The sequence below is a fragment of the Streptomyces venezuelae genome, from assembly GCF_008642295.1.
GTDB classification, from domain to species: domain Bacteria; phylum Actinomycetota; class Actinomycetes; order Streptomycetales; family Streptomycetaceae; genus Streptomyces; species Streptomyces venezuelae_C.
In genome coordinates this window covers 5,385,216-5,410,630 of sequence record NZ_CP029190.1, presented here as the reverse complement: position 1 = coordinate 5,410,630, position 25,415 = coordinate 5,385,216, and the positions used below count along the sequence as shown (strand labels likewise).

Annotated in this window: 26 protein-coding genes; 12 read left to right on the top strand and 14 right to left on the bottom strand. The window is 72.2% G+C overall.

Annotation, left to right across the window (positions count from 1 at the left end):
• Positions 1-3: 3 nt before the first annotated feature.
• The 4 genes from DEJ50_RS24355 to coxB form a co-directional block, all read right to left on the bottom strand.
• Positions 4-1,254 (bottom strand): Ig-like domain-containing protein, encoded by a 1,251-nt coding sequence (locus tag DEJ50_RS24355; protein ID WP_150210233.1) that lies wholly within the window; start codon positions 1,252-1,254, stop codon positions 4-6.
• 113 nt (positions 1,255-1,367) lie between these two features.
• Positions 1,368-1,766, bottom strand: coding sequence for a cytochrome c oxidase subunit 4 (locus tag DEJ50_RS24350; RefSeq protein WP_150210232.1), 399 nt, complete (start codon positions 1,764-1,766; stop codon positions 1,368-1,370).
• Positions 1,763-3,496: a cytochrome c oxidase subunit I gene (ctaD, locus tag DEJ50_RS24345; RefSeq protein WP_150210231.1), complete on the bottom strand. Its 1,734-nt coding sequence runs from the start codon at positions 3,494-3,496 to the stop codon at positions 1,763-1,765. The genes DEJ50_RS24350 and ctaD overlap by 4 nt, the downstream gene beginning before the upstream one ends.
• On the bottom strand, positions 3,493-4,467 hold the full coding sequence (coxB, locus tag DEJ50_RS24340; protein ID WP_150210230.1) for a cytochrome c oxidase subunit II: 975 nt from the start codon (positions 4,465-4,467) through the stop codon (positions 3,493-3,495). Before coxB ends, ctaD begins: the two co-directional genes overlap by 4 nt.
• Before the next feature lie 284 nt (positions 4,468-4,751).
• Between coxB and DEJ50_RS24335 the strand changes: the two genes are divergently transcribed.
• Positions 4,752-6,146 (top strand): cysteine desulfurase/sulfurtransferase TusA family protein, encoded by a 1,395-nt coding sequence (locus DEJ50_RS24335; RefSeq protein ID WP_150210229.1) that lies wholly within the window; start codon positions 4,752-4,754, stop codon positions 6,144-6,146.
• Positions 6,147-6,236: 90 nt separating this feature from the next.
• On the opposite strand, the gene DEJ50_RS24330 is transcribed toward DEJ50_RS24335, so the two are convergent.
• Entirely contained in the window at positions 6,237-7,214 is a 978-nt protein-coding gene (locus tag DEJ50_RS24330; RefSeq protein ID WP_150210228.1) for a carbohydrate kinase family protein, read from the bottom strand.
• Positions 7,215-7,347: 133 nt separating this feature from the next.
• On the opposite strand from DEJ50_RS24330, the gene DEJ50_RS24325 reads away from it, so the two are divergent.
• Both DEJ50_RS24325 and DEJ50_RS24320 read left to right on the top strand, forming a co-directional pair.
• Complete coding sequence (locus tag DEJ50_RS24325) at positions 7,348-7,581, top strand: hypothetical protein (RefSeq protein WP_150210227.1); 234 nt, start codon at positions 7,348-7,350, stop codon at positions 7,579-7,581.
• Between the two features lie 93 nt (positions 7,582-7,674).
• On the top strand, positions 7,675-9,108 hold the full coding sequence (locus DEJ50_RS24320) for a hypothetical protein (protein WP_150210226.1): 1,434 nt from the start codon (positions 7,675-7,677) through the stop codon (positions 9,106-9,108).
• A 99-nt stretch (positions 9,109-9,207) separates the two neighbouring features.
• On the opposite strand, the gene DEJ50_RS24315 is transcribed toward DEJ50_RS24320, so the two are convergent.
• Positions 9,208-9,564: a HesB/IscA family protein gene (locus DEJ50_RS24315; protein ID WP_058044766.1), complete on the bottom strand. Its 357-nt coding sequence runs from the start codon at positions 9,562-9,564 to the stop codon at positions 9,208-9,210.
• A 223-nt stretch (positions 9,565-9,787) separates the two neighbouring features.
• Between DEJ50_RS24315 and nadA the strand changes: the two genes are divergently transcribed.
• On the top strand, positions 9,788-10,975 hold the full coding sequence (gene nadA / locus DEJ50_RS24310) for a quinolinate synthase NadA (RefSeq protein WP_150210225.1): 1,188 nt from the start codon (positions 9,788-9,790) through the stop codon (positions 10,973-10,975).
• Between the two features lie 82 nt (positions 10,976-11,057).
• On the opposite strand, the gene DEJ50_RS24305 is transcribed toward nadA, so the two are convergent.
• Both DEJ50_RS24305 and DEJ50_RS24300 read right to left on the bottom strand, forming a co-directional pair.
• Positions 11,058-11,783: a response regulator gene (locus tag DEJ50_RS24305; protein WP_190344667.1), complete on the bottom strand. Its 726-nt coding sequence runs from the start codon at positions 11,781-11,783 to the stop codon at positions 11,058-11,060.
• Positions 11,784-12,002: 219 nt separating this feature from the next.
• On the bottom strand, positions 12,003-12,836 hold the full coding sequence (locus DEJ50_RS24300) for an adenosylcobinamide-GDP ribazoletransferase (protein ID WP_150210224.1): 834 nt from the start codon (positions 12,834-12,836) through the stop codon (positions 12,003-12,005).
• A gap of 70 nt (positions 12,837-12,906) precedes the next feature.
• Here DEJ50_RS24300 and DEJ50_RS24295 point away from each other — a divergent pair, with 70 nt between their 5' ends.
• Positions 12,907-13,713: a hypothetical protein gene (locus tag DEJ50_RS24295; protein WP_150210223.1), complete on the top strand. Its 807-nt coding sequence runs from the start codon at positions 12,907-12,909 to the stop codon at positions 13,711-13,713.
• Here DEJ50_RS24295 and pspAA read toward each other — a convergent pair.
• The 3 genes from pspAA to DEJ50_RS35265 form a co-directional block, all read right to left on the bottom strand.
• Positions 13,685-13,963 (bottom strand): PspA-associated protein PspAA, encoded by a 279-nt coding sequence (gene pspAA / locus DEJ50_RS24290; RefSeq protein ID WP_150210222.1) that lies wholly within the window; start codon positions 13,961-13,963, stop codon positions 13,685-13,687. The two genes, DEJ50_RS24295 and pspAA, sit on opposite strands and share 29 nt — an antisense overlap.
• Before the next feature lie 13 nt (positions 13,964-13,976).
• Positions 13,977-14,774, bottom strand: a complete 798-nt coding sequence (locus tag DEJ50_RS24285) for a PspA/IM30 family protein (protein WP_150210221.1) — start codon at positions 14,772-14,774, stop codon at positions 13,977-13,979.
• Between the two features lie 88 nt (positions 14,775-14,862).
• Positions 14,863-14,988 carry a hypothetical protein gene (locus DEJ50_RS35265; RefSeq protein ID WP_263399212.1) on the bottom strand — a complete coding sequence of 42 codons (126 nt, stop codon included), beginning with the start codon at positions 14,986-14,988 and terminating at the stop codon, positions 14,863-14,865.
• A 33-nt stretch (positions 14,989-15,021) separates the two neighbouring features.
• Here DEJ50_RS35265 and DEJ50_RS24280 point away from each other — a divergent pair, with 33 nt between their 5' ends.
• Together DEJ50_RS24280 and DEJ50_RS24275 are read left to right on the top strand one after the other, a co-directional pair.
• Positions 15,022-15,630, top strand: a complete 609-nt coding sequence (locus DEJ50_RS24280) for a DUF3043 domain-containing protein (protein WP_150210220.1) — start codon at positions 15,022-15,024, stop codon at positions 15,628-15,630.
• 41 nt (positions 15,631-15,671) lie between these two features.
• Complete coding sequence (locus DEJ50_RS24275; protein WP_223837897.1) at positions 15,672-16,418, top strand: class I SAM-dependent methyltransferase; 747 nt, start codon at positions 15,672-15,674, stop codon at positions 16,416-16,418.
• Between the two features lie 798 nt (positions 16,419-17,216).
• On the opposite strand, the gene DEJ50_RS24265 is transcribed toward DEJ50_RS24275, so the two are convergent.
• The gene (locus DEJ50_RS24265) at positions 17,217-17,429 is read right to left on the bottom strand and encodes a hypothetical protein (protein ID WP_150210219.1); all 213 of its coding nucleotides are present in this window, start codon (positions 17,427-17,429) and stop codon (positions 17,217-17,219) included.
• An 83-nt stretch (positions 17,430-17,512) separates the two neighbouring features.
• On the opposite strand from DEJ50_RS24265, the gene DEJ50_RS24260 reads away from it, so the two are divergent.
• The 5 genes from DEJ50_RS24260 (at position 17,513) to DEJ50_RS24240 (ending at position 23,719) form a co-directional block, all read left to right on the top strand.
• Positions 17,513-18,709 (top strand): bifunctional adenosylcobinamide kinase/adenosylcobinamide-phosphate guanylyltransferase, encoded by a 1,197-nt coding sequence (locus DEJ50_RS24260; RefSeq protein ID WP_150210218.1) that lies wholly within the window; start codon positions 17,513-17,515, stop codon positions 18,707-18,709.
• 59 nt (positions 18,710-18,768) lie between these two features.
• Positions 18,769-19,842 (top strand): nicotinate-nucleotide--dimethylbenzimidazole phosphoribosyltransferase, encoded by a 1,074-nt coding sequence (gene cobT / locus DEJ50_RS24255; RefSeq protein WP_150210217.1) that lies wholly within the window; start codon positions 18,769-18,771, stop codon positions 19,840-19,842.
• A 79-nt stretch (positions 19,843-19,921) separates the two neighbouring features.
• Entirely contained in the window at positions 19,922-21,748 is a 1,827-nt protein-coding gene (locus DEJ50_RS24250; RefSeq protein WP_150210216.1) for a phosphatidylglycerol lysyltransferase domain-containing protein, read from the top strand.
• Positions 21,745-22,458 carry a hypothetical protein gene (locus tag DEJ50_RS34060; protein WP_223837896.1) on the top strand — a complete coding sequence of 238 codons (714 nt, stop codon included), beginning with the start codon at positions 21,745-21,747 and terminating at the stop codon, positions 22,456-22,458. Before DEJ50_RS24250 ends, DEJ50_RS34060 begins: the two co-directional genes overlap by 4 nt.
• A 73-nt stretch (positions 22,459-22,531) precedes the next feature.
• Positions 22,532-23,719, top strand: coding sequence for a sensor histidine kinase (locus DEJ50_RS24240; RefSeq protein ID WP_150212335.1), 1,188 nt, complete (start codon positions 22,532-22,534; stop codon positions 23,717-23,719).
• A gap of 24 nt (positions 23,720-23,743) precedes the next feature.
• Here DEJ50_RS24240 and DEJ50_RS24235 read toward each other — a convergent pair whose 3' ends face one another.
• Both DEJ50_RS24235 and DEJ50_RS24230 read right to left on the bottom strand, forming a co-directional pair.
• Positions 23,744-24,577 carry an endo alpha-1,4 polygalactosaminidase gene (locus DEJ50_RS24235; protein ID WP_150210215.1) on the bottom strand — a complete coding sequence of 278 codons (834 nt, stop codon included), beginning with the start codon at positions 24,575-24,577 and terminating at the stop codon, positions 23,744-23,746.
• Positions 24,574-25,227: a spherulation-specific family 4 protein gene (locus tag DEJ50_RS24230; protein WP_150210214.1), complete on the bottom strand. Its 654-nt coding sequence runs from the start codon at positions 25,225-25,227 to the stop codon at positions 24,574-24,576. The genes DEJ50_RS24235 and DEJ50_RS24230 overlap by 4 nt, the downstream gene beginning before the upstream one ends.
• Positions 25,228-25,415 lie beyond the last annotated feature (188 nt).

The window sequence follows — 25,415 nt, the reverse complement described above, 5'->3', positions numbered from 1 at the left end:
GTGCTACACCTGGGGTCGCAGTCGCGCCGAGTCGACGGGACTGCGGCCTTCCTGGGTGCCCTTGAGGAGGGCGCTGCCCTCTCTCCACTCCTTCCAGTCCAGGTTCCAGGCGCCGTAGCCGTTGCCGAAGGTCGGCATCCAGTCGCCGATGCTGTTGACCACGGTGACGAGGTCGCCCTCGCGGATGTTCTCGTAGAACCAGGCGGCGTTGCCGGTGCTCATGCCGGTGCAGCCGTGGCTGACGTTGGCGTAGCCGTGGGAGCCGATGGACCAGGGCGCGGCGTGCACGTATTCACCACTCCAGGTGACCCGGGTCGCCCAGTAGACGGGCAGGTTGTAGTACTCGCTGCCGCCGATGCCGACGGTGTCGCCGCGCATCCGGACGAAGTACTGCTTGCCGAGCACCACCTTGGTGCCGTTACGGGTCGCGAATCCGGGTTTGCCGGTGGTGATCGGGAGGCTGCTGACCACCTCGCCGTTGCGCTTGAACGTCATCCAGTGCGAGGCGGCGTTGGTGATGACCTCCACCCGGTCGCCGAACTCCAGCTTGAGCGGCGTGGAGGCGGCGCCGTGCATGTCGTCGCCGATCTTGATGCCCTCCAGGTTGCTGCGCAGGGTGACGCTGGAGTGGGCGGGCCAGTAGTCCTTGGGCCGGTACTGGATGTGGGTGTCGTCGATCCAGTGCCAGGCGCCCTCCAGGACGTGCGGCTTGGCGTCGACGACCAGGGCGCGCTCGACCAGCGCGCGGGCCGCTTTGTCCGTGACCGGCTCGTTGAGTGTGGCGTCGAGGGGCTGCCCGACGCCGTAGGTGCCCTCCTCCGGGCCGAATTCGACCTTGAGGAGCTTCTTGGCCGGGGTGGTCTCGAAGGACAGCGTGCGCTGTCCTGGAGCCCCGCGCTCGTCTTCGGTGGCGACGGTGACCGTGTAGCGCACACCGGCGGCCAGCGGCACCGTGCTGTGCCAGCGGTCGCCCTTGGCGGAGAGCTCGCCCGCCAGCCGGCGGCCATGCGTGTCCACGGCCGTCACATCGGTGATCCGGCTGCCGTCGACGCCCTTGGCGGTCACCTCCAGCGGCCGGTCCGGGTCGACGGGACGGCTGCCGGCGGTCTGGTTGAAGGCGACCTGGGCGGCTGCGTCGTACGGGTGGCCGGAGAGCGGGTTGTCGTCGCCCCCGCACGCGGTGGCGCCGGCCCCGAAGGACGCGACCAGCAGGGAGCAGCTGACTACCGTCCAAAGACGCGGTGTGTGACTCATGAGGCCACGCTAAGGACAGATCGGCATTCCGGCGCGCGCTGTGACTGCAAACGAGGGCCCGGGCTCCTCCGAAGAGGTGCCCGGGCCCCGTGTTCGAATGCCGCGGTGGCGTTCTACTGGTTCTGGTTCTCGCCGCGGTAGTACTCGTACACCCAGCCCCACAGGCCGATCAGGATGACCGGAGCCGAGAAGTACATCAGCCACCAGCCGAAGACGACACCGCTGAAGGCCAGCGCGCCACCGACGGCCAGCGAAAGCGGCTGCCAGCTGTGCGGGGAGAAGAAGCCCAGCTCGCCGGCCTCGTCCGCGACGTCGGCCTCCTTGTTGTCCTGGGCCATCTCGTCCACGCGCTTGGCCGTGAAGGCCAGGTAGTAGCCGATCATGATGCTCAGGCCGAAGGCCAGGAACAGAGCGGTGGTGCCGACCGGCTCCTTCGACCACACGCCGTACACGACGGCCATGATCAGAATGAAGGCGGAGAGCCAGAGGAACATCTTGCCCTGGATCTTCACTTGCCGGCCTCCTTGCCACCGGTGACGGCCGGGGTCACGGCGCTGTGGTCCTCGAGGTGTTCGAGGGCCGCGATCTCCGGGTGGTGCAGGTCGAAGGCCGGGGATTCGGAACGGATCCGCGGCAGGGTGAGGAAGTTGTGCCGCGGCGGCGGGCAGGACGTCGCCCACTCGAGCGAACGGCCGTAGCCCCACGGGTCGTCGACCTCGATCTTCTTGCCGTACTTGGCGGTCTTCCACACGTTGTACATGAAGGGAAGCATCGACAGGCCGAGCAGGAAGGAGCTGATCGTGGAGATGGTGTTCAGCGTGGTGAAGCCGTCCGCCGCGAGGTAGTCCGCGTAGCGGCGCGGCATGCCCTCGGCACCCAGCCAGTGCTGCACCAGGAAGGTGCCGTGGAAGCCCACGAACAGCGTCCAGAAGGTGATCTTGCCGAGGCGCTCGTCCAGCATCTTGCCCGTGAACTTCGGCCACCAGAAGTGGAAGCCGGAGAACATCGCGAAGACCACGGTGCCGAAGATGACGTAGTGGAAGTGCGCGACGACGAAGTACGAGTCGGAGACGTGGAAGTCCATCGGGGGCGAGGCCAGGATGACGCCGGTCAGACCACCGAAGGTGAAGGTGATCAGGAAGCCGACGGCCCAGAGCATCGGGGTCTCGAAGGACAGCGAGCCCTTCCACATGGTGCCGATCCAGTTGAAGAACTTCACACCGGTCGGTACCGCGATCAGGAAGGTCATGAAGGAGAAGAACGGCAGCAGTACACCGCCGGTGACGTACATGTGGTGCGCCCACACGGTCACGGAAAGACCGGCAATGGCGATCGTCGCGCCGATCAGGCCGATGTAACCGAACATCGGCTTCCGGGAGAAGACCGGAATGACCTCGGAAATGATTCCGAAGAACGGCAGCGCGATGATGTACACCTCTGGGTGGCCGAAGAACCAGAAGAGGTGCTGCCAGAGCAGTGCGCCACCGTTGGACGAGTCGAAGATGTGCGAGCCGAACTTACGGTCGGACTCCAGCGCGAAGAGCGCGGCGGCCAGCACCGGGAAGGCGAGCAGGACCAGAACACCGGTCAGCAGCACGTTCCAGGTGAAGATCGGCATGCGGAACATCGTCATGCCCGGAGCGCGCATGCAGATGATGGTGGTGATGAAGTTGACCGAACCGAGGATCGTGCCGAAGCCCGAGAAGGCCAGACCCATGATCCACATGTCGGCGCCGATGCCCGGCGAGCGGACCGCGTCCGACAGCGGGGAGTAGGCGAACCAGCCGAAGTCGGCCGCACCCGAGGGGGTGACGAAGCCGGCCACCGCGAGGGTCGAGCCGAAGAGGTACAGCCAGTACGCGAACATGTTCAGCCGCGGGAACGCCACGTCGGGCGCGCCGATCTGCAGCGGCATGATCCAGTTGGCGAAGCCCGCGAACAGCGGCGTGGCGAACATCAGCAGCATGATCGTGCCATGCATGGTGAACGCCTGGTTGAACTGCTCGTTCGACATGATCTGCGTGCCCGGACGGGCCAGCTCGGCGCGCATGAACAGCGCCATGACGCCGCCGATGATGAAGAACACGAACGAGGTGACCAGGTAGAGCGTACCGATGGTCTTGTGGTCGGTGGTGGTGAGCCACTTGACGACCACGTTGCCCGGCTGCTTGCGCCGTACCGGCAGCTCGTTCTCGTACGAGTCGGCTGCGGCGGCACCCTGAGGTTCGTTGAGGATGCTCACAGTTTGTTCGTCTCCGCGTTCCGGGCCGGGTCAGTCTGCTTGATGCCGGCCGGCAGGAAGCCGGTCTGCCCCTTCTCGGCCAGTGACTTGAGGTACGCCCGGTACTCCTCCGGCGAGACGACCTTCACGTTGAAGAGCATCCGGGAGTGGTCGACGCCACAGAGCTCGGCGCACTTGCCCATGAAGACGCCCTCTTCGTTCGGGACGACCTCGAAGACGTTGGTGTGGCCCGGGATGACGTCCTGCTTGAACAGGAAGGGGACCACCCAGAAGGAGTGGATGACGTCGTTCGACGACAGGATGAAGCGGACCTTCTCGCCCTTGGGGAGGACCAGGGTCGGACCGGGGTTGCCCGTCTCGGGGTTCCGGTCGCCCGGGACGCCCTTCTCGTAGACGCCCTCGGCGCCCGCCGGGAAGTCCTTCGTGAACTTGTCCGGGATGGAGGCGAGCTCCTTGGGCACCTGGCCCGCGCGGGGAGTCGCCGCGTCGCCGTCGACGTTCTCGATGTAGTTGAAGCCCCAGCTCCACTGGAAGCCGACCACGTTGATGGTGTGCGGCGGCTTCGGGGTGAGCGCGAGCAGCTTCGACTCGTCGCGTGCGGTGAAGTAGAACAGCACCGAGACGATGATCAGCGGGACCACGGTGTACAGGGCCTCGATGGGCATGTTGTACCGGGTCTGCGGGGGGATCTCCACCTTGGTGCGGCTGCGCCGGTGGAAGATCACGCTCCAGATGATCAGGCCCCAGACCAGGATGCCCGTGAGCAGTGCAGCCGCCCAGGACCCCTGCCACAGCGAGAGGATGCGCGGCGCCTCCTCGGTGACCGGGTCCGGCATTCCGAGGTTGGGGAAGTCTTTATATGTGTACGAGCAACCGGTGGCGGTTGCCAGGACCGCACCCGCCGTCAGCGCCTGCAGCAGCTTCCGCCGCATCGGGCGCCGCGGCGAGCGGTCGGAGCCGTAGGGACTCACGTAGCGCCTTCCCGAGAGTCTCGGCCCGCGCGGCCGGCCGCGGCCGTCTGTCGGGTCGGTCGCCGGCCCTGACGCAGGCAGGGGTTTGGATGTTTATGCGGACCAAACCCTACTGGACGCTATTTGGGGTCGCGCGGGGAGGGTGCCCAACGCGCCGCTACTGCCCCCGAAGGGGTGGCTCGGCCGTACGGGGGACGGCGGGCATGCCCCTGAATGGCGGGCTCCGGAAGCCATCTGACGCCCCCTGACCTGGCGGGCGGCCACCGCTGTTCTACGGTGACCGGATGCCGTACTTCGACGCCGCCTCTGCCGCCCCGCTGCACCCGGTCGCCCGGCAGGCCCTCCAGGCTTCCCTGGACGAGGGCTGGGCGGATCCAGCGCGGCTCTACCGGGAGGGCCGGCGGGCCGCGCTGCTGCTGGACGCGGCGCGGGAGGCCGCCGCGGAGGCGGTGGGGTGCCGGCCCGACGAACTCGTCTTCACTCCTTCGGGGACGCACGCGGTTCACTCGGGGATCGCCGGAGCGCTGGCGGGCCGCCGGCGGGTCGGTGGCCACCTGGTCGTCTCGGCGGTCGAACACAGTTCGGTGCTGCACTCGGCGCAGGCCCACGAGGCGCGGGGCGGGGCGGTGACGGAGGTTCCGGTGGACCGTACGGGCGCGGTGGCAGCGGCCTCGTACGCCGAGGTGCTCCGCCCGGACACGGCGCTGGCCTGTCTGCAGTCCGCCAACCACGAGGTGGGCACGGTGCAGCCGGTGGCGGAGGTGGCCGAGGTCTGTGCCGCCGCCGGGGTGCCGCTGCTGGTCGACGCGGCCCAGTCGCTGGGCTGGGGGCCGGTGGCGGGCGGCTGGTCGGTGCTGACGGCGAGTGCGCACAAATGGGGCGGACCGGCCGGGGTGGGCCTGCTGGCGGTCCGCAAGGGAGTCCGGTTCTCGCCCCAAGGCCCGGCCGACGAACGGGAGTCGGGGCGCTCCCCCGGCTTCCCGAACCTGCCGGCGGTGGTGGCCGCGGCGGCCTCGCTGCGGGCGGTACGGGCGGAGGCGGAGGCGGAATCCGCCCGGCTGCGGGTGCTGGTGGACCGGATCCGGCGGCGGGTGGCCCGGCTGGTCCCGGACGTGGAGGTGGTCGGCGACCCGGACCGGCGGCTGCCGCATCTGGTCACCTTCTCCTGCCTGTACGTCGACGGCGAGGTGCTGCTGCACGAGCTGGACCGGGCGGGGTTCTCGGTCTCCTCGGGCTCCTCCTGCACCAGTTCCACGCTGACGCCCAGCCATGTGCTGAAGGCGATGGGGGTGCTGTCGGAGGGGAACGTCCGGGTCTCGCTGCCGGCGGGGACCCCGGCGGAGGAGGTCAACGCGTTCCTGGAGGTGCTGCCGCGGGCGGTGGCCGGGGTGCGGGAGCAACTGGGCGTCCCGGAGCCGTCGTCGGCGCCGGTTCCGGGCCCGGGCGGGGCTGCGGAATCGGTGACGGTGGACGCGCTGGGGCTGCTCTGCCCGCAGCCGGTGATCGAGCTGGGGCGGGCGATCGGCACGGTGCCGGTCGGGGGGACCGTCACCGTCCTCTCGGACGACGAGGTGGCCCGGCTGGACATCCCGGCCTGGTGCGCGATCCGCGGCCACGCGTACCTGGGCGAATCCCCGGCCCCCACGGGCACGGCATACCGGGTCCGCCGCCTCCACTAGGGGGTGTCCGGTGCGCCGGGGACACGGCTGCGCCGGGGACATGGCTGCGCCCCGCGCCGGCGGGCCGGGCGGGGCGGGGCCTTGGGTGGGTCAGGCCGGGAAGTGGGCCTGGAGTTCGGCCGCGGCTTCGTCGCCGTACGCCTTGGTGAAGCGCTCCACGAAGTGCGCGCGCGCCAGCTCGTACTCCTGGGTGCCCAGCGTCTCGATCACGAGGGTGGCCAGCATGCAGCCGATCTGCGCGGCACGCTCCAGGCCGACGCCCCAGCCGAGCCCGGTCAGGAAGCCCGCGCGGAAGGCGTCGCCCACGCCGGTCGGGTCGACCTTCGCGTTCTCCTCCGGGCAGCCCACCAGGATCGGCTCCTCGCCCGCGCGCTCGATCTTCACGCCGCGCGAGCCGAGGGTGGTGACCCGGGTGCCGACCTTGCCGAGGATCTCCTCGTCGGTCCAGCCGGACTTGCTCTCGATGAGGCCCTTCTCGTACTCGTTCGAGAAGAGGTAGGTCGCGCCCTCCATCAGGGTGCGGATGTTGTCGCCGTCCATCCGGGCGATCTGCTGCGAGAAGTCCGCGGCGAACGGGATGCCCCGGGTCCGGCACTCCTCGGTGTGGCGCAGCATCGCCTCGGGGTCGTCCGCGCCGATCAGGACCAGGTCCAGGCTGCCCACCCGGTCGGCGACGGCCTGCAGCTCGATCAGCCGGGCCTCGCTCATCGCGCCGGTGTAGAAGGAGCCGATCTGGTTGTGGTCGGCGTCCGTGGTGCACACGAAGCGCGCGGTGTGCAGCACCTCGGAGATCCGGACGGACTCGGTGTCGACGCCGTGCCGGTCGAGCCAGGCCCGGTACTCGTCGAAGTCGTAGCCGGCGGCGCCGACCAGGATCGGGCGGCTCCCCAGCTGCCCCATGCCGAAGCAGATGTTCGGGCCGACACCGCCCCGTCGCACGTCGAGGTTGTCGACGAGGAAGGAGAGGGAGACCGTGTGCAGCTGGTCCGCGACCAGCTGGTCGGCGAAGCGGCCGGGGAAGGTCATGAGGTGGTCGGTGGCGATGGAGCCGGTGACTGCAATACGCACGGCGTGGATGCTCCTGCAAGGGGCGGCAAGGGTGACAGTCCACGCTACCCGCTCGGGCGCCAACTACCGAACGGTCCAAACTACCCGATAGTAGGGCTTTCTCCCCGTACCGCGGCCCGCCTACGGTGCCTTCATGACGCACATGGACGGAATCCGTCACAACGAGTACACCGCGCGCGGGCGGCGGGCGGAAGCCCTGCGGCGGCCCGGTTTCGCCCGGCTGCTGGGCGACTGCGCCCGGATGGCCCCGCACTGGCCGGCCGAGACGGAGCCCGCCCCCGCCCGGGTGGCGCCCTCCCAGATCCACGGGGTCAGCGTCCCGCCCGCCTCGGCCCGGCTGATCGCCTCCACCGGGCTGGGCGACTAGGAGGGACCGGCGGACACCTCTGAGGGAACCGGTTACCGGTCTGTTCCGTCCCACCGGCATCACGGACGGCGAGGCAGGCGAAGGAGCGATGCGGTGACCAGCGAGCAGCCCGGCACACCGGAGACATCACGGACGACGGCGCGGCGGCGGCCCTTCGCCGTCGTCGGGGCGGTCGCAGCCGCCGTGCTGCTCGCCGGCGGCGGTACGGCGTACTGGGCGGCCACCGCCCACGGCGGGGACGAGCGGCCGGCCGCGGTCGCGGCACGGGATGCGGCGGCCGGGTCGGCCGCGCCCTCGCCCGGTCCCACTCCCCCGCCGGGGATCGCCCCCGGTGAGCCCGACCCCTCCGGGGGTTCCGTGGTGTACGAGGCCAAGGGGCCGCTGCCGGAGGGCCCGGCCAGTGCGCCCGTGTTCAAGGCGGCGGGCGAGGTGACCGAGGCCGAGGTGGCCCGGCTCGCCGCGGCCCTCGGCGTCGAGGGCAAGCCGCAGCTGTCGGGCGCGATGTGGCAGGTGGGCACGGTCCGGGACGGCGGCGGGCCCCGGCTCCAGGTGAACCGGCAGGCGCCCGGCACCTGGAGCTTCAGCCGGGCCCAGCCGGCCGGCGGCGACAACTGCGTACGCGGCAAGGACACCTGCGGCCCCGCCACGCTCCCGGAGGGGCCGGGCGGCGGGGGCGGGGGCGCCGGTACGCCGGTCTCCGAGGAGGCGGCGAAGGCGGCAGCGGCCCCGGTGCTCGCGGCGGCGGGCCAGCAGGGGGCCCGGCTGGACGCCCGGCTGCTCCAGGGAGCGGTCCGGGTGGTCGTGGCGGACCCGGTGGTCGGCGGGCTGCCCACCCAGGGCTGGTCCTCGCGGATCAGCGTGGGCGCTGACGGCACGGTGGCGTCGGGCAGCGGCGAGCTGAAGGCGCCGGAGCGGTCGGGCGAGCGGCCGGTGGTCGGGGCCTCGGCGGCGCTGGACCGGTTGAACGAGAGGTCGCGGGGGTGGCAGAGCACCGGCCCCAGCGCCTGTGCGACCCCGGTGCCACTGGACGGTGACGCCGCCGGGTCGACCGACTCGGTGCCCTGCAACCCGGACCCGCGCCCGATCAAGCCGCCGCGGACCGAGACGGTGGAGCGGGCGGCGCTAGGGCTGACGGCGACCACGGTGGACGGGGTGCGCGGGCTGGAGCCGGCCTGGCTGTTCGAGGTGGCGGGGCGCGGCGGCGGCCCGGGACACACCGTGGTGCAGCCGGCCGGGGCGGAGCAGAAGGAGCAGCCGAAGGGGCGTACGGTGCCGGGTTTCTCGTACGACGTGAATGACCGGAAGCTGACGGTGCACTTCTGGGGCGGGGTGTGCAGCACCTACGCGCTGGAGGTGCAGGAGCACCCGGAGACGGTGTCGGTGCGGATCACGGACACGCCGAAGGAGCCGGGGCGGGCCTGCATCCTGATCGCCCAGGAGATGTCGCTGTCGGCGACGCTGGCGGAGCCGCTGGGCAGCCGGAAGGTCGTCGACGCGACGAACGGACAGCAGTTGCCCCGCGCCTGACCTGGGTCCGGCGGGCAGGCGGTGGGGATACGGAAGGGGCCCGCACCGGTTGGTACCGGTGCGGGCCCCTTCGCGCGTTCAGGCTCAGCTGATGGAGGCTTAGCTGAAGGAGTCGCCGCAGGCGCAGGAGCCGGTGGCGTTCGGGTTGTCGATCGTGAAGCCCTGCTTCTCGATGGTGTCGACGAAGTCGATGGAGGCGCCGCCCAGGTACGGGGCGCTCATGCGGTCGGTGACGACCTTGACGCCGTCGAAGTCCTTGACGACGTCCCCGTCGAGGGAGCGCTCGTCGAAGAAAAGCTGGTAGCGCAGGCCGGAGCAGCCGCCGGGCTGAACGGCGACACGCAGGGCCAGGTCGTCCCGGCCTTCCTGCTCGAGCAGGGCCTTGACCTTGGCGGCGGCGGCGTCGGACAGGAGGATGCCGTCGCTCACAGTGGTCTTTTCGTCCTGAACGGACATCTGCATTCACTCCCGAAGTGGGGCGGACTCTTGCCGTCGGCTGCAACCGACGCGGCCTCGGATTCATTCCCATGCTCGCACACCGGGGTGGAGCGGTGGACCCTACTGTTCCGGAGCGCGAATTCGTCACATCGACACTATCGGCATCGTCAAACTGACGTGAACCGGCTATGATAGATAGCGTCAAATAGACGAGAAGTATCGTAGTCGCGGAACAGAAAGGGTGCGTGTCGTGACCACCGCCCAGCCTTTGGACGTCCAGCCGACGCCGCTCGCCCTGCTGCTGCTCGGCCGCGAAGCCGACCCCAGGAGCGAGCGCGGGGTGGAGTGCCCTGGTGACCTCCCCTCGCCGTCCGACCCGGACCTGGTGGCGCGGGCCCGCGCGGCCAAGGAGAAGCTCGGGGACAAGGTCTTCATCCTCGGCCACCACTACCAGCGTGACGAGGTCATCGAGTTCGCGGATGTCACCGGCGACTCCTTCAAGCTCGCGCGCGACGCCGCCGCCAAGCCGGAGGCCGAGTACATCGTCTTCTGCGGCGTGCACTTCATGGCGGAGTCCGCGGACATCCTGACCTCGGACGACCAGAAGGTCGTCCTGCCGGACCTGGCGGCCGGCTGCTCGATGGCCGACATGGCCACCGCCGAGCAGGTCGCGGAGTGCTGGGACGCGCTGACCGAGGCGGGCATAGCCGACATCACGGTCCCCGTCTCGTACATGAACTCCTCCGCCGACATCAAGGCCTTCACCGGCAAGCACGGCGGCACCATCTGCACCTCGTCCAATGCGAAGAAGGCCCTGGAGTGGGCCTTCGAGCACGGGGAGAAGGTGCTGTTCCTGCCGGACCAGCACCTGGGCCGGAACACCGCCGTCCGGGACATGGGCATGTCCCTGGACGACTGCGTGGTCTACAACCCGCACAAGCCGGGCGGCGGGCTGACCGCCGAGCAGCTGCGCGCCGCGAAGATGATCCTGTGGCGCGGGCACTGCTCGGTGCACGGCCGGTTCTCGCTGGACTCGGTCAACGACGTACGGGAGCGGATCCCGGGCGTCAACGTGCTGGTGCACCCCGAGTGCAAGCACGAGGTCGTGGCCGCTGCGGACTACGTCGGCTCGACGGAGTACATCATCAAGGCCCTGGAGGCGGCCCCGGCCGGCTCCAAGTGGGCCATCGGCACCGAGCTGAACCTGGTCAAGCGCCTGGCGAATCGATTCGCTGCGGAGGACAAGGAGGTCGTCTTCCTCGACAAGACGGTCTGCTTCTGCTCGACCATGAACCGCATCGACCTGCCGCACCTGGTCTGGACCCTGGAGTCGCTGGCCGAGGGCAACCTGGTGAACCGGATCCAGGTCGACAAGGAGACCGAGAGCTTCGCCAAGCTGGCGCTGGAGCGGATGCTGGCGCTGCCGTAGCCGCAGCGGCCGGCCGCAGCCGCGGTCCTCGCGCAGATACGGAAGGGGCACCCTCAGGGGGGGTGCCCCTTCTGCGTTGCGCCTACTCGGCACGGGGGCGGACCAGCCCCGACTCGTAGGCGATCACCACCAGCTGGGCGCGGTCCCGGGCGCCGAGCTTGGCCATGGCCCGGTTGACGTGGGTCTTCACGGTCAGCGGGCTGACCTCCAGGCGGGTGGCGATCTCGTCGTTGGAGAGTCCGGCGGCCACCTGGACGAGCACCTCGCGTTCCCGTCCGGTGAGCGCGGACAGCCGCTCGGCGTGCCGGCCGCCCGCCACGCCGGCGGCGGCGTCCAGTCCGCCGCCCTGGGCAAGGAAAGTGGCGATCAGTCCTTTGGTCGCGGCCGGGGAGAGCAGGGCCTCTCCGGCGGCGGCGATCCGGATGGCGTTCAGCAGCTCCTCGGGCTCGGCGCCCTTGCCGAGGAAGCCGGAGGCTCCGGACCGCAGGGCCTCCACCACGTACTCGTCGACCTCGAAGGTGGTCAGCATCACCACGCGCACCCCGGCCAGGGCCGGGTCGGCGCTGATCATCCGGGTGGCGGCGAGGCCGTCCGTGCCGGGCATCCGGATGTCCATGAGCACCACATCGGCCGCCCGCTCCCCGGCGAGCGCATAGGCCTGCGCTCCGTCGGAGGCCTCGCCCACGACCTCCATGTCGGGCTCGGAGTCGACGAGCACCTTGAAGGCACTGCGCAACAGCGCCTGATCGTCGGCGAGCAGCACCCTGATGGGCGCGTCGGCTGGTGGGTCGGTCGGCGTCTCTTCCACGGGAAGAGAGGGTACGGGGGCGTGGCGCGGGACCTGCCCACCCGGCGGCGCGGACGCCGGACTCGGCCGGATTCCGGCGGCGGGATTCCGCCGCGTCCGCCTGGTCCGCGCCCTGAGCACGGGGCAGCCGGGCCACCGACCGCCCCCACGGCCCGGCCCGCCACCTGGCCGAAAACGGTCCGGCCGAGCCGGAGCGTGCGGGCGCCGGTGGGCGGGGGGTCAGCCCAGGGAGAGGAGGAGGAGGGTGGTGGTGGCGGCGGTTTCGGCGGTGGCGCCGAAGACGTCGCCCGTGACCCCGCCGAAGCGGCGGACACAGCGGCGGAGCAGCCATTCGGCGGCCAGCAGGGCGGCGATCACCGCGGCGGCCTGCCGGGCAGCGGCGGGCAGTCCCAGCGGGAGGGCGGCCAGGCCGGCCGCCACGGTGACCACGGCGGCGAGGCCGAAGGCTGCGGCGGCCGGGACGGTGCCGGCGACGGCTGCGCCCAGTCCGCCGGGGCGGGCCGGCGGGACCCCCGCCCGGGACGCGAGGGTGAGGGCGAGACGGGCCGTGACGGCGGCGACCACGGCGGCCAGCGCTCCGTGCAGCGGGTTCTCCGCGTAGAGATCGGCCAGGGCCGCCACCTGGACCAGGAACACCACCAGCAGCGCCACCACACCGAACGGGCCGATATCGGACTGCTTCATGATCCGCAGCGCGTCCTCGGCCGGTTTGGCGCTGCCGAGGCCGTCGGCGGTGTCGGCCAGTCCGTCCAGGTGCAGGGCCCGGGTCAGCGCGGCCGGCACGGCCACCGTGACCACGGCGGCGAGCAGCGGGCTGCCGCCGAGCAGGAGCAGCAGGACTCCGGGGACGGCCGCACACAACCCCACGGCCAGGCCGGCCAGCGGGGCGCACTCCATGCCGATACGGGCGGCGGGGCGGTCCCAGCGGGTGATGCGGGCGGGGAACACGGTGAGGGTGCCGAACGCGAACCGGATGCCGTCGCGCAGCGCGGCGCGCTCTGCGGGCGACGACGGCGGCGGCGAATGGTGCGGATCGGAGTGCGAGTCGGTCATCCCCCGGAACGCTACCCGCTCATGACGACCTGTAAATTGCGCATTACCGGTCAAATGGGGAGACGGTGGTATGGGTCACTGGTGGTACCGCAACATCATCGAGCCGGGGAAGCTGCCGATGCTCCTCGCGCTGCTCTCCTTCGTGACGTCCTTCCTGGTCACCCGCGTGATCACGCGTTTGATCCGGGCGGGCCGGGGCCCTTTCAAGAACGTCACTCCGGGCGGGATGCACGTCCACCACGTCGTGCCGGGGGTGATCCTGGTGATCGTCGGCGGTTTCGGTGCGGTCGGCAGTGGCCGCCACGGGATCGGTGCCCTGGCGTCCGCCGTCGTCTTCGGGCTCGGGGCCGGCCTGGTGCTGGACGAGTTCGCCCTGATCCTGCACCTGGACGACGTCTACTGGAGCGAGCAGGGCCGCAAGAGCGTGGAGATCGTGGTGCTGACCGCCGCCCTGGTCGCGCTGGTCCTCGGCGGCTTCCTCCCCTTCGGGGTCAACGACCTGACGTACGAGGAACGGCAGAGCCGTGGCCTGGTCGCCATAAACGCGGCGACCAACTTCTTCCTGGCCCTGATCGCCCTGTGGAAGGGCAAGCCGCGCACCGCGCTGATCGGCATCCTGGTTCCGTTCGTGGCGCTGATCGGCGCGGTCCGGCTGGCCCGGCCCAGCTCCCCGTACGCAAAGAGGTTCTACGCAAACCGCCCGCGGGCCCGCGCGAAGGCGGGCCTGCGGGCGTTCCACCACGACCGGCGCTGGGCCGGTCCGCGGCGCAGGTTCCAGGACTTCATCGGCGGGGCACCGGACCCTTCCCCGCCCGACTCCCCGCCGGACACCCCACCGGGTCCTGATGTCAGCCGGGGATCAGACCGTCGTCACTGAGCATCCGCCGCACCTCTTCGAGGGTCGCGTCGGCCGCGGGGAGGATCAGCTCGGAGGGCTCCAGCACATCGTCCGGCAGCGGGGTGCCCAGCTCGCGGACCTTGTCGAGGAGCGCGGACAGGGTCCGCCGGAAGCCCTCGCCGTCCCCGCCCTCCATCTCCGCCAGCAGCTCGTCGTCCAGCTTGTCGAGCTCCGCGACATGGTCGTCGCCGAGCTCGACCTGGCCTTCCCCCATGATGCGGACAATCATGACGGGCCCCGTCCTACTGCTTGTCGAACCGGTGCTGGGTCTGCTGCGGCTGCTGCTGGGCACCCGGGGTGCCGCCCTCGATGGCCTGCTGCTGAGCGGACGGGCCGCCGGCCAGCTCGGCCTTCATCCGGGCGAGCTCCAGCTCCACGTCCGTCCCGCCGGAGAGGCGGTCCAGCTCGGCCTGGATGTCGTCCTTCGAGCCGAGGCCGCTCTGGTCGTCCAGCGCGCCCGAGGCGAGCAGCTCGTCGATGGCGCCGGCCCGCGCCTGGAGCTGCGCGGTCTTGTCCTCGGCCCGCTGGATGGCCAGGCCGACATCGCTCATCTCCTCGGAGATGCCGGAGAAGGACTCGGCGATCCGGGTCTGGGCCTGGGCCGCCGTGTAGGTGGCCTTGATGGTCTCCTTCTTCGTCCGGAAGGCATCCACCTTGGCCTGCAGCCGCTGGGCGGCCAGGGTCAGCTTCTCCTCCTCGCCCTGGAGGGTCTGGTGCTGTACCTCCAGGTCGCTGACCTGCTGCTGGAGGGAGGCACGGCGGGACAGGGCCTCGCGGGCCAGGTCCTCACGGCCCAGGGCGAGGGCCTTGCGCCCCTGGTCCTCGAGCTTGGCGGACTGCCCCTGCAGCTGGTTGAGCTGCAGTTCCAGGCGCTTGCGGGAGGTGGCGACGTCGGCGACACCGCGGCGCACCTTCTGGAGCAGCTCAAGCTGCTTCTGGTACGAGTAGTCGAGGGTCTCGCGCGGGTCCTCGGCCCGGTCAAGGGCCTTGTTCGCCTTCGCGCGGAAGATCATCCCCATACGCTTCATGACACCGCTCATGGGCTTCGCGCGCCCCCTTCTGACGGACTTCGGCTGCAGGTCACCTACAGGTGCGAACCTCAGGACCACACTACGGGCCCTGCCTCTATTACCGCACCGATCGGGCGCCGATGCGCTCCTCCTGGAGGACGAGACGCCGCGGCTCTCTCAGGCGTAGGGAGTAGGTGATCCCCTTGCACTGGAAGACGTCCGCCGTTGCCGGATCGTTCCCCACCGGGGTGGGGCTCCTCCGCCCGACCACGTACCCTTGGGTTTTGTGTTTGGTAGCCGTTCCTCCAAGGAAGAGAAGGCCGCCGCCGCCGACAAGGTGAGCGCGGACGCTTCGCAGCCCCGTGACCCGCAGGCCCCGAAGGGCCGCCCGACGCCGAAGCGCGCTGTCGCACAGTCGCAGCGCAAGGCCGTGGTGGCCTCGACCGGCAACCGCAAGGAGGACGCCAAGCGCGCCCGCGAACGGCGCCGGGTCGAGCTGGCCAAGCAGCGCGAGGCGCTGGCCAGCGGTGACGAGCGGTACCTGCCGGCCCGTGACAAGGGTCCGGTCCGCCGGTTCGTCCGTGACTACGTGGACTCCCGCTTCTCGGTCGCCGAGATGTTCCTGCCGCTCGCGGTGGTCATCCTGGTGCTGAGCATGATCCGGGTCCCGTCCATCCAGAACATCGCGCTGCTGCTGTGGCTCGGCGTGATCGCGCTGATCATCGTCGACTCGATCGGCCTGTTCATCCGCCTGAAGAAGGCCGTGAACCAGCGCTTCCCGGACGAGCCGAAGCGCGGCGCGGTCGCCTACGGCCTGATGCGCACCCTCCAGATGCGTCGGCTGCGCCTGCCGAAGCCGCAGGTCAAGCGTGGGGAACGGCCCTGAGCGAGGGGTTCGCGGGGGGAGCCAGGCTCTGGCTGGAGGGTTTGGGCGGACTGCGTAATGCCGTCCGCCAGGAACTCGTGGGCCGCCAGGTCGACGAACAGATCGCGCACCGCTTCCCGGTCGGGCAGCGGCTCCGCGTCCTGGACGTCGGCATGGGTCAGGGCACCCAGGCGCTGCGGCTGGCCCGGGCCGGGCACATGGTCACCGGCCTGGAGCAGGACCCCGGCATGATCGAGGTGGCCCGGGCCGCGCTGGCCGCGGAGCCGGCCGGCATCCGCGACCGGGTCCGGCTGCTGGAGGGCGACGGCCGGGAGACCGGCGCGCACTTCCTGCCGGGCAGCTTCGACGTGGTGCTGTGCCACGGCGTACTGATGTACGTCCCCGAGCCGGACGGGATGCTCGCCGGGCTGGCCCGGATGCTGGCGCCCGGCGGCCTGCTGTCCCTGCTGGTCCGCAACGGCGACGCGCTCGCGATGCGGCCGGGGCTGGGCGGGGACTGGGCGGGTGCGCTGGCCGCGTTCGACTCCGTCGACTACACGAACCGGCTGGGCCTGGAGGTACGGGCCGACCGGCTGTCCGGGCTACGGGACACGCTGTCCGGGATCGGGGCGCCGTTGGAGGCGTGGTACGGGGTGCGGGTCTTCACCGACGGGACGGAGACGGCGGGCGAGGCGTTGCCGCCGGAGGGGGAGCTGGAGCGGCTGCTGGCGGCGGAGGAGCGGGCCGGGCGGACGGATCCTTACCGGGGGGTGGCGGCGTTGCTGCACTTGTGTGGGGTTCGCGGCTGAGAGCTCCGCTCGGGGTTGGCTTGGGCTGCGGGCTGGCCCGGCGCTCGGCTGGGCCTGGCTCGGCTTTGCGCCCGGCTCGGCCGTGCGGCCGGCTGGGCCTGGCGGCCGGCCCCGTGCCCGGCTGAGCCCCGGAGGCGGCTCGGCCTTGCGGTCGGCTGGGTCCCGGGGGCGGTTCGTGCCGTGGCCGGGCTCCGGCCGGGGGTGGCTGTGTGGCCGAGCGGCGGTGGGGGTTCCGCTGCGCGGGGCATTTCCCCACCCCGCCCCTTCCCGAAACCGAGGCCTGCGGCCCCGGACCCCGCTCCTGGGGCTGCGCCCCGGTACCCCGAACCCCGCCGGCGCTGCGGCACCGCCCGCACCCGCGGGGCTGCGCCCCCGTACCCCGAACCCCCTGGGGCTCTGGCCCGTACCCAGCCGGTGCTGCGGCACCGCCCGCACCCTCGGGGCCCCGCCCCGTGACCCGTCGTACCCGGGGCTCAGCCCCGAACCCGCCGGTGCGGCGGCACCGCCCGCACCCTCGGGGCTCCGCCCCGTACAGCGCCGGTGCTGCGGCTCCCGCTCGAACACGCGGGGCACCGCCGCGAACCCCGCCGGGGCCTCGCCCCGGACCCCGCTTCCGGGGCTGCGCCCCGAACCCCCGCCGGTGCTGCGGCGCCGCCCGCACCCGCGGGGCTCCGCCCCCGTACCCCGAACCCGGGGCTGCGCCCCGAACCCCGCCGGCACTGCGGCGCCGCCCCGAACGCCGCCGGGCACCGGCGCCCGTACCCGCAGGGCGAAGCCCCGGGGTACCGCGGAGGCGCGCTACGCGTCCAGGGCTTCGCGCAAGCTCATCGCGTAGATTTCCGTGCCGTTGTCGTCCGACAGGCGGACTCGTTCCGCGCCGCCCTCCAGCAGGTCCTTCCAGTACTCGCCGATCCAGGACTCCGCGTCACCCTGCGTGGTGAACTCCTCGGGTTCCACCGCCGGCGCCGCCTGCGTGCCGTCCGCCGTCTCGAACCGCCACGTCCACGCCATGTCCGCCTCCGTTGCTCGTCCGCTGTCTGCCCGCAGACTAGCCGGGCGAGCACCACCCGCGGGGACACGGGAGGATCTTCCTTGTGGAACTGACTCTGCTCGGCACCGGCACACCCGAAGGACTGCCCCGCCCCGGGTGTCCCTGCGCCGCCTGTGCCGTTTCCGTCGGCGGCCGGGCGCGGGCGGCGACCGCCGTGCTCGTGGACGGTGCGCTGCTGCTCGATCTGACCCCCGGGGCCGTGCTGGCCGCCGCCCGGGCCGGGCATTCGCTGGCCGGGGTGCGCCAGGTGCTGCTCACCCATCCTCACGACGGGCCGGCCGTCGAGCTGCCGCCCGGGCTGCCCACCGCCGGGCGGGTGCCGGACGGGCGGGAGCTGTCGGTGATCAGCGGGCACCGGGTGCGGGCGGTGCCGATGGACGCGCCGGGTACCGGATACGAGGTGACCGGGCCGGACGGGGACCGGTTGCTGTACCTGCCGCCCGGCGGCTCCCCGGCCGGGGAGAGCGCCGTACGGCCGTACGACATGGTGGTCGCCGACGTGCTCGGCCGGCCCGATGCGCTGGCCCGGCTGCGGGCCTCCGGCGCGGTCGGACCGGCCACCGATGTGATCGCCGTGCACATCGACCACGACACCCCGCCGGGCGCCGAGCTGGACCGGCGCTGCGCCGCGGCCGGTGCCCGGGCCGTGCCGGACGGGGCCACCCTGATCGTCGGCGAGTACCACGCGGTCCCGGACCTGCCCCGGCGGACCCTGGTGCTGGGCGGGGCCCGGTCCGGGAAGTCGGTGGAGGCGGAACAGCGGCTGGGCGCGTTCCCCGAGGTGCAGTACGTGGCCACCGGCGGCACCCGGGAGGGCGATGCGGACTGGGCGGCGCGGGTTTCGCTGCACCGCGAGCGGCGGCCGGGCTCCTGGCGGACGCTGGAGACCTGCGACCTGGCGCCGCTGCTCGCGCAGGAGGGGCCGCCGCTGCTGATCGACTGCCTGGCGCTGTGGCTGACGGACGCCATGGACCGGGTGGGCGCCTGGGACGAGGAGACCTGGGCGAACGGCGGGCAGAGGCGGCTGCGGGAGCGGATCGCGGAACTGGTGGCGGCGGTGCGGGCGACCCGCCGGACCGTGGTGGTGGTGAGCAACGAGGTCGGTTCCGGCGTGGTGCCCGCGACGCCCGCCGGGCGGCGGTTCCGGGACGAACTGGGCAAGCTGAACGCGGCCGTGGGCGGTGAGTGCGAGCACGTGCTGCTGGTGGTCGCCGGGCAGGCCGTCATCCTCAAGGAGTAGCGTCCGGGGGCCTCGGCTGCGGGCTTGGGCAGGGCCTCACCGCCTGTACTGTTCGGGAAATGACCACGCTGAATCTCGACGACTTCTCCGATCTGATCGAGCGCCCCGACGGGGGCGTCCGGCGTGACGCCGAGGACCGCCGTGAGCGCCTGGCCGTGCCGCCCGGCGCCCTGGGCCGGCTGGACGAACTGGCCGACTGGCTGGCCGCCGCGCAGGGTTGCGTACCGGTCCGGCCGGTCGAGCGGGCCAGGGTGCTGCTGTTCGCCGGTGACCACGGGGTGGCGGACCTGGGTGTCTCGGCGCGTCCCGCGGGCGGGGCGCACGATCTCGTCCGCGCCGTGCTGGACGGGCGCAGCCCGGTGTCGATCCTGGCCGGCCGGTTCGGTGCCGGCGTACGGGTGGTGGATGCGGGGCTGGACTGCGATCCCGGGCTGCTGCCCGAGGAGGTCGTACGGCACCGGGTGCGGCGCGGCAGCGGGCGCATCGACATCGAGAACGCCCTCACGGTGGCCGAGGCCGAGGCGGCGCTGCGGCTGGGCATGCGGATCGCCGACGAGGAGGCCGACTCGGGAACGGACCTCGTCGTCCTCGGCGATCTGAGCGTCGGCGGGACGACGGTCGCCGCGACCCTGGTCGCGGCGCTGTGCGGGACCGATGCCTCGGTGGTCACCGGGCGGGGCGGCTCCCCCATCGACGACCTGACCTGGATGCGCAAGTGCGCGGCGATCCGGGACGCACTGCGCCGGGCCCGGCCGGTGCTGGGCGATCAGGTGGAGCTGCTCGCGGCGGTCGGTGGCGCCGATCTGGCCGCGATCACCGGCTTCCTGCTCCAGTGCGCGGTGCGCCGTACGCCGGTGATCCTCGACGGGGTGGTGTCGGCCGCGTGCGCACTGGTCGCGCAGCGGGCCGCGTTCCGGGCGCCGGACTGGTGGCTGGCGGGCCAGGCGAGCGGTGAGCCGGGCCAGGCGAAGGCGCTGGACCGGATGGCACTCAACCCGGTGCTCGACCACGGCGTCACTGTGGGGGAAGGAACCGGGGCATTGCTGGCACTTCCCCTCGTCCAGGCCGCTGCCGCACTCGCGGCGGAGCTTCCCGAGCGACCGGGGCAGGACGGGCCGGATACGGCTGGGTGAGCTGCGGGGACGGCGGCCTCGACCGGGCCGCCGTTCCCTGACTCCGCATGGAATGCGATGCCCCATATGATCGCTTTTCATGGGAGAGGTCCTTTTGACCAGCACAGAAACCGTCCGGAGGAACGACCGGGGAGCCGGCCGGAGTCCGGAGGGCGGTACCGAGAGCAGGGGGACCACGCGGTCGCGCCGGAGCGCCGCGTTCGCGGTCTGGTACCTGCGCGCCGTCACCTTCGTCAACGTCCTGAGCGCGGTGTGGGTTTCGCTCGGCCAGGATCTGCGCGCCCACAACACCGCCGACCTGTACACCCCCTACCTGCTCACCGCGGGCTTCGGTTCCGGGCTGTTCTCGCTGCTGCTCGCCGTCACCATGGGCCGCCGCAAACGGGCCGCCTGGATCCTGAACCTGGTGCTCGGCGGCGTGCTGCTGGCCCTGTTCCTCGCCGCCTTCTGCACCCCCGGCTACCCGGAGATCCGCAGCCACGTCCAGAACTGGGTGTCGCTGGTGCTCACCGCCGCGTTCGTCGCCGCCCTGCTGCTGGGCCGCCGCGAGTTCTACGCCAAGGGCGACCGGTCCAACCCGAAGCTGGCCGGGGCGGTGGCCGCCGTCGGACTGCTCGTCACCTCCCTGGTCGCGGCCCTGCTGGTGGGCGCCACCAACACCGCCCCCGACCATGCGACGGCCTCCTTCCCGGCCCGCTGGCGGTACGGGGTGATGCGGCTGGTCACGCTCGCCGCCGACGACTCCGGCTACCCGGACATCACCACCCCCGGCTGGGTGGACGTGGCCATCAACGTGATGTCCTTCCTGCTGCTGCTCGCCGTGCTGCTGGCCGCGTTCCGGTCCCGCCGGGCCGTCGACCCGCTCACCGAGCAGGACGAGGAGCGGCTGCGCGCCCTGCTCGCCCGGCAGGGCGACCGCGACTCGCTGGGCTATTTCGCGCTGCGCCGCGAGAAGAGCGTCATCTGGTCCCCCACCGGGAAGGCCGCCGTGACCTACCGGGTGGTCGGCGGTGTCTCGCTCGCCTCCGGCGACCCCATCGGCGACCCGGAGGCCTGGCCCGGCGCCATCGAGCCCTGGCTGGCCGAGGCCCGCGAGCACGGCTGGGTACCGGCGGTGATGGGGGCGAGCGAGGAGGCCGGCACGATCTACGCCCGGCACGGCCTGGACGCCCTCGAACTCGGTGACGAAGCCATCGTCGAGACCGCCGAGTTCACCCTGGAGGGCCGCGCCATGCGGACCGTACGGCAGGCCTACAACCGGGTGAAGCGGGCCGGGTACACCGTACGGATCCGGCGGCACGCCGACATCCCGGCCGCGGAGATGGAGGAGCTGCTGCGCCGCGCCGACGACTGGCGCGACGGGGCCACCGAGCGGGGGTTCTCCATGGCGCTGGGCCGGCTGGGCGATCCCGCCGACGGTCAGTGCGTGATGCTGGAGTGCACCGACGGCCAGGGCGAACTGCGCGCCCTGCTCTCCTTCGTGCCGTGGGGCCCCAAGGGGCTCTCCCTCGACCTGATGCGCCGTGACCGGGACTCCGAGAACGGCCTGATGGAGTTCATGGTGATCGAACTCCTGGAGCGGTCCCGGGAGATCGGGGTCACCCAGGTCTCGCTGAACTTCGCGATGTTCCGGTCGGTCTTCGAGCGGGGCTCCCGGCTCGGCGCGGGTCCGGTGCTGCGCCTGTGGCGTTCCTTGCTGAGCTTCTTCTCCCGCTGGTGGCAGATCGAGTCCCTCTACCGGGCCAACGCCAAATACCGGCCGATCTGGGAACCGCGGTTCATGCTCTTCGAGAAGAGTTCCGACCTGCTGCGGATCGGTATCGCGGCCGGCCGGGCCGAGGGCTTCCTGGAGGCTCCGGGCCTGCCGAAGTGGCTGCACCGCAGACACCTGGAGACGATGCGTTGACGGCGACGCGGAGCGCGGGCCCGGTGGAGCGGTTCGCCCGCCGGGAATGGGGGCCGCTGTACCGGACGGTCCGCGACGGGCTCGTCCGGCGGCGCTGGCGGGCGGTGCCGATGACCCTCGGCGCCGTCTGCCTGACCGCCGTCTTCCAGGTCGTCCAGAACCAGCCGTGGGGCTACCAGGTCGTCCAGAACCTGGGCTCGGTCAAGGCCACCGACCCGCTGTGGCCGGCCCTGCTGCGGACCCCGCTCTCCCTGTTCGTACCCGCCCTGGACCTGCCCGTCTGGGGGGCGCTGGCCCAGATGCTGCTGGTCTTCGGGATCTCGGAGATCTGCATCGGCTGGTGGCGGACCCTGCTGATCGGCTACCTCGCCACGCTCGCCGGGACCATGTACGCCCGGATCGGGCTGGCGCTCGGACCGGAGCATCCGCTGGGCCTGCCCGACTCCGACCGGCTGGTCAACGACACCGGGCCCTCGGCGGCGGTGGTCGGCCTGGCCGTGTACGTCTGCTGGTGCTACGGGGCGTACCTCACCGCGGGGCTGGTGGTGCTGGGGATGATCGTGGAGCTGACGGTCAAGGACAACCTCGCCGGGAAGGAGCACCTGGCGGCGATCGCCGCGGTGGCACTGCTCATCGCGGTCCGCACGCTCTGGGGCCCGGAGCGGTCCCGCACCCCGCTGGGCCCGGGGCCCCCGCCGCCCGTACCGTAGCCGGGTGACGACGACATCCCTCCGGCCAACTTCCGGCACGGGCACCGGACCGCTCGGTTCCGCCCTCGACTGGATGCGGGCGCACCCCCTGGCGACCGATGCCGTGCTGGCGCTCGGCGTGCTCCTCTGCATGATCGTCATGTCCTTCGCCGACCCGCACGGCCCGCAGGGCCCCACCTTCGGCACCCGCACCCCGCACTCCGCTTCGCTGCTCCTGATGGTGCTCGGCTCGGCCCTGCTGGTGCTGCGGCGGAGCCGCCCGCGCGCCGTGCTCGCCGCCACCAGCGTGCTGGCCTTCGTGGAACTGGCCACCATGGAGCCCCGGGCGCCGGTCGCGATCTGCACCGTGGTCGCCCTGTACACGGTGGCCGCGGCCACCGACCGGCCCACCACCTGGCGGGTGGGCCTGCTCACCATGACCGGGCTGACCGGGGTGGCCATGCTGGCGGGCCCGCTGCCCTGGTACGCGCAGGAAAACATCGGCATCTTCGCCTGGACCGGCATGGCTGCGGCGGCCGGTGATGCGGTACGCAGCCGGCGGGCCTTCGTCGACGCCATCCGGGAGCGGGCCGAGCGGGCCGAGCGGACCCGGGAGGAGGAGGCCCGGCGGCGGGTCGCCGAGGAGCGCCTGCGGATCGCCCGCGACCTGCACGATGTGGTGGCCCACCACATCGCCCTCGTCAATGTGCAGGCGGGGGTGGCCGCGCATGTCATGGACAAGCGGCCGGACCAGGCGAAGGAGGCCCTTGCGCATGTACGGGAGGCCAGCCGCTCGGCGCTCAACGAACTCCGGGCCACGGTCGGACTGCTGCGGCAGTCCGGGGACCCCGAGGCGCCGACCGAGCCGGCGCCCGGGCTGGCCGTGCTGGACGAACTCGTGGACACCTTCCGGCACGCCGGCCTGCCGGTGGCGGTGGCCGTGGCCGTCGACCGGCCGTCCGGGGCCGAGGGGCCGCTGCCTGCCGCGGTGGATCTGGCCGTGTACCGGGTGATCCAGGAGGCGCTGACCAACGTCCGCAAGCACGCCGGCCCCGATGCGAAGGCGGAGGTCAGCGTGGTGCGGGTGGGCAGCTCGGTGGAGATCACGGTGCTCGACGACGGGGGCGGCGAGCCGGCCGCCGCCCCGGAGGACGCCGGCCGCGCCGGCGGCACCCACGGCCTGCTCGGCATGCGGGAGCGGGCCGGCGCCCTCGGCGGTTCCTGTCATGCCGGGCCCCGGTTCGGCGGCGGCTTCCGGGTCCATGTGGTGCTGCCCGTGTGACGCTCCCGGCGCTGTCACACGGCCTCAGCAGGTCTTGCGCCAGGCCCCCAGCTCGTACTTCTTCTCCAGGGAGCTCAGCCGCAGCCGGCGGGAGGTCTCGCAGAACCGGGCGGCCGGGACCTCGTACTCCGCGTGGAACACCGCCTTCCCCGCCTCGATGAACGGGGTCAGCCGGTCGCACTCGCCGTGCTCGGCGCACTGCTCGTTGACGGCGAAATCGAAATCTCCGACCAGTTCGGGGATCTGGTCGAGATCGTTCTTGAGACCGACGGCAAGGCCCCGGTCGTGCGCCAGCCGGGCGATCAGCCGGTTGTAGCGGAGCTGGTCGGCGGCGGTGAGCGGGAAGCCGGTGGAGTTGCGGTAGCCGTCCATGTTGTCCGGCTCCACCGCGTCGAAGCCCTTGTCCCGGCACATGTCGATCCGCTCGGCCATCAGCGGCTCCAGGAGGTCGGTCCGGCGGATGTCCAGCCACCGCTCGCCCTCCCAGCCGTTGCCGCGGCCGAGCAGTTCCTCGGGGAACTTTGCGGCGTCCGGCCGGAAGTCCTCCCAGGCGCCGGTGGAGAGGTAGCAGATGACCCGGCGGCCGTCCTCCTTCAGCCGGCGGACCTGCTCCTTGCCCGTGTCGAACCCGTCGACGTCGTACACGGGCACGTCGACCGAGGTGTCGAGACGGCCGCTGAGCTGCCACTGCCAGGCGGTGCCGGGGGTGGGCTGCCAGCGGGCGCCGCCGGGCTGCGGAGCGGGGTCCGGGCCGGGCTCCGGAGGACCGGCGGTACAGGCCGCAAGCAGCAGGGCCAGGGAAAGGGCCAGGGTCGGCGGCAGCGCGGCGGCCCGGCGCCGGAACGGCGGCCGGGTCATCCGCCCGCCTCCAGGGCGTACGGCAGGGTCCCCCAGGGGTGGGTGCCCGCGCCGGGGACGGCGCAGTGCACCCCCGCGTGCCGCTCGGCGGCGAGCCGGGCGGCGGCCTCGGCGGTGCCGGGCGGAACGGCGTACACCAGGTGGCAGAACCGGTGGGCCGGGTGGGCGGCGGTCCACTCCGGCACCTCGGCGTGCCGGTACGCGTCCCAGGGGCCCTCGAAGGTGACCAGCAGATCGGCGAGTTGGGCGAAGCCGGGGTCCGGGTGGACCCCGTGGTTGAAGACGAGGGTGCGGGCGCCGGCGGCCCGGGCGGCCACCGCGAGCCGCCGGTAGTGCGGCAGGAGTCCGCCGTCGGCGGCGGCCTGGTCGAGGAAGGCGCCGTCGACCCCGTACCAGTCGCGGTGCCGGAGCAGGTCCTGGACCACGGCGGCGTGCGGGCGGCGCCCGTAGTCGGTGTCGACATAGCCGAGGACGGGCACCCCGGCGTCCTTGAGCCGGCCGGCGACCTCGGCGAAGCGCTCGTCGGGGGCGGTGCCGGGGCCGCTGTCCGGGTTGAGGACGACCGAGTGGAGGCGGTCGGCCGCGCGGATCAGGGCGGACCAGGCGGTGGGGTGGTGGGCGGGATGCTCGTAGAGCGGGACCAGCAGCATGGGTTCCTTCTCGGTTGGGTCGGGGGCCGCTGCGCGGGGCCATGTCCCCACCCCGCCCCTTCTCCCCCAGCTACCGCTGGGAGGTGCCCCCAGAAACCGGGGCTGCGCCCCACGAGCGGGGGCCGGGGCCGCAGGCCCCGGTTTCGGGGAGGGGCGGGGTGGGGAAAGGCTCCGCGCAGCGGGGCGGG

Coding starts and splice junctions, on each gene's coding strand:
- DEJ50_RS24355 (WP_150210233.1), bottom strand. CDS start 1,254: ATGAGTCACACACCGCGTCTTTGGACGGTAGTCAGCTGCTCCCTGCTG.
- DEJ50_RS24335 (WP_150210229.1), top strand. CDS start 4,752: ATGCCGTACTTCGACGCCGCCTCTGCCGCCCCGCTGCACCCGGTCGCC.
- DEJ50_RS24325 (WP_150210227.1), top strand. CDS start 7,348: ATGACGCACATGGACGGAATCCGTCACAACGAGTACACCGCGCGCGGG.
- DEJ50_RS24315 (WP_058044766.1), bottom strand. CDS start 9,564: ATGTCCGTTCAGGACGAAAAGACCACTGTGAGCGACGGCATCCTCCTG.
- DEJ50_RS24300 (WP_150210224.1), bottom strand. CDS start 12,836: ATGACCGACTCGCACTCCGATCCGCACCATTCGCCGCCGCCGTCGTCG.
- DEJ50_RS24295 (WP_150210223.1), top strand. CDS start 12,907: ATGGGTCACTGGTGGTACCGCAACATCATCGAGCCGGGGAAGCTGCCG.
- pspAA (WP_150210222.1), bottom strand. CDS start 13,963: ATGATTGTCCGCATCATGGGGGAAGGCCAGGTCGAGCTCGGCGACGAC.
- DEJ50_RS24285 (WP_150210221.1), bottom strand. CDS start 14,774: ATGAGCGGTGTCATGAAGCGTATGGGGATGATCTTCCGCGCGAAGGCG.
- DEJ50_RS24265 (WP_150210219.1), bottom strand. CDS start 17,429: ATGGCGTGGACGTGGCGGTTCGAGACGGCGGACGGCACGCAGGCGGCG.
- cobT (WP_150210217.1), top strand. CDS start 18,769: ATGACCACGCTGAATCTCGACGACTTCTCCGATCTGATCGAGCGCCCC.
- DEJ50_RS24250 (WP_150210216.1), top strand. CDS start 19,922: ATGGGAGAGGTCCTTTTGACCAGCACAGAAACCGTCCGGAGGAACGAC.
- DEJ50_RS24240 (WP_150212335.1), top strand. CDS start 22,532: ATGCGGGCGCACCCCCTGGCGACCGATGCCGTGCTGGCGCTCGGCGTG.
- DEJ50_RS24235 (WP_150210215.1), bottom strand. CDS start 24,577: ATGACCCGGCCGCCGTTCCGGCGCCGGGCCGCCGCGCTGCCGCCGACC.
- DEJ50_RS24230 (WP_150210214.1), bottom strand. CDS start 25,227: ATGCTGCTGGTCCCGCTCTACGAGCATCCCGCCCACCACCCCACCGCC.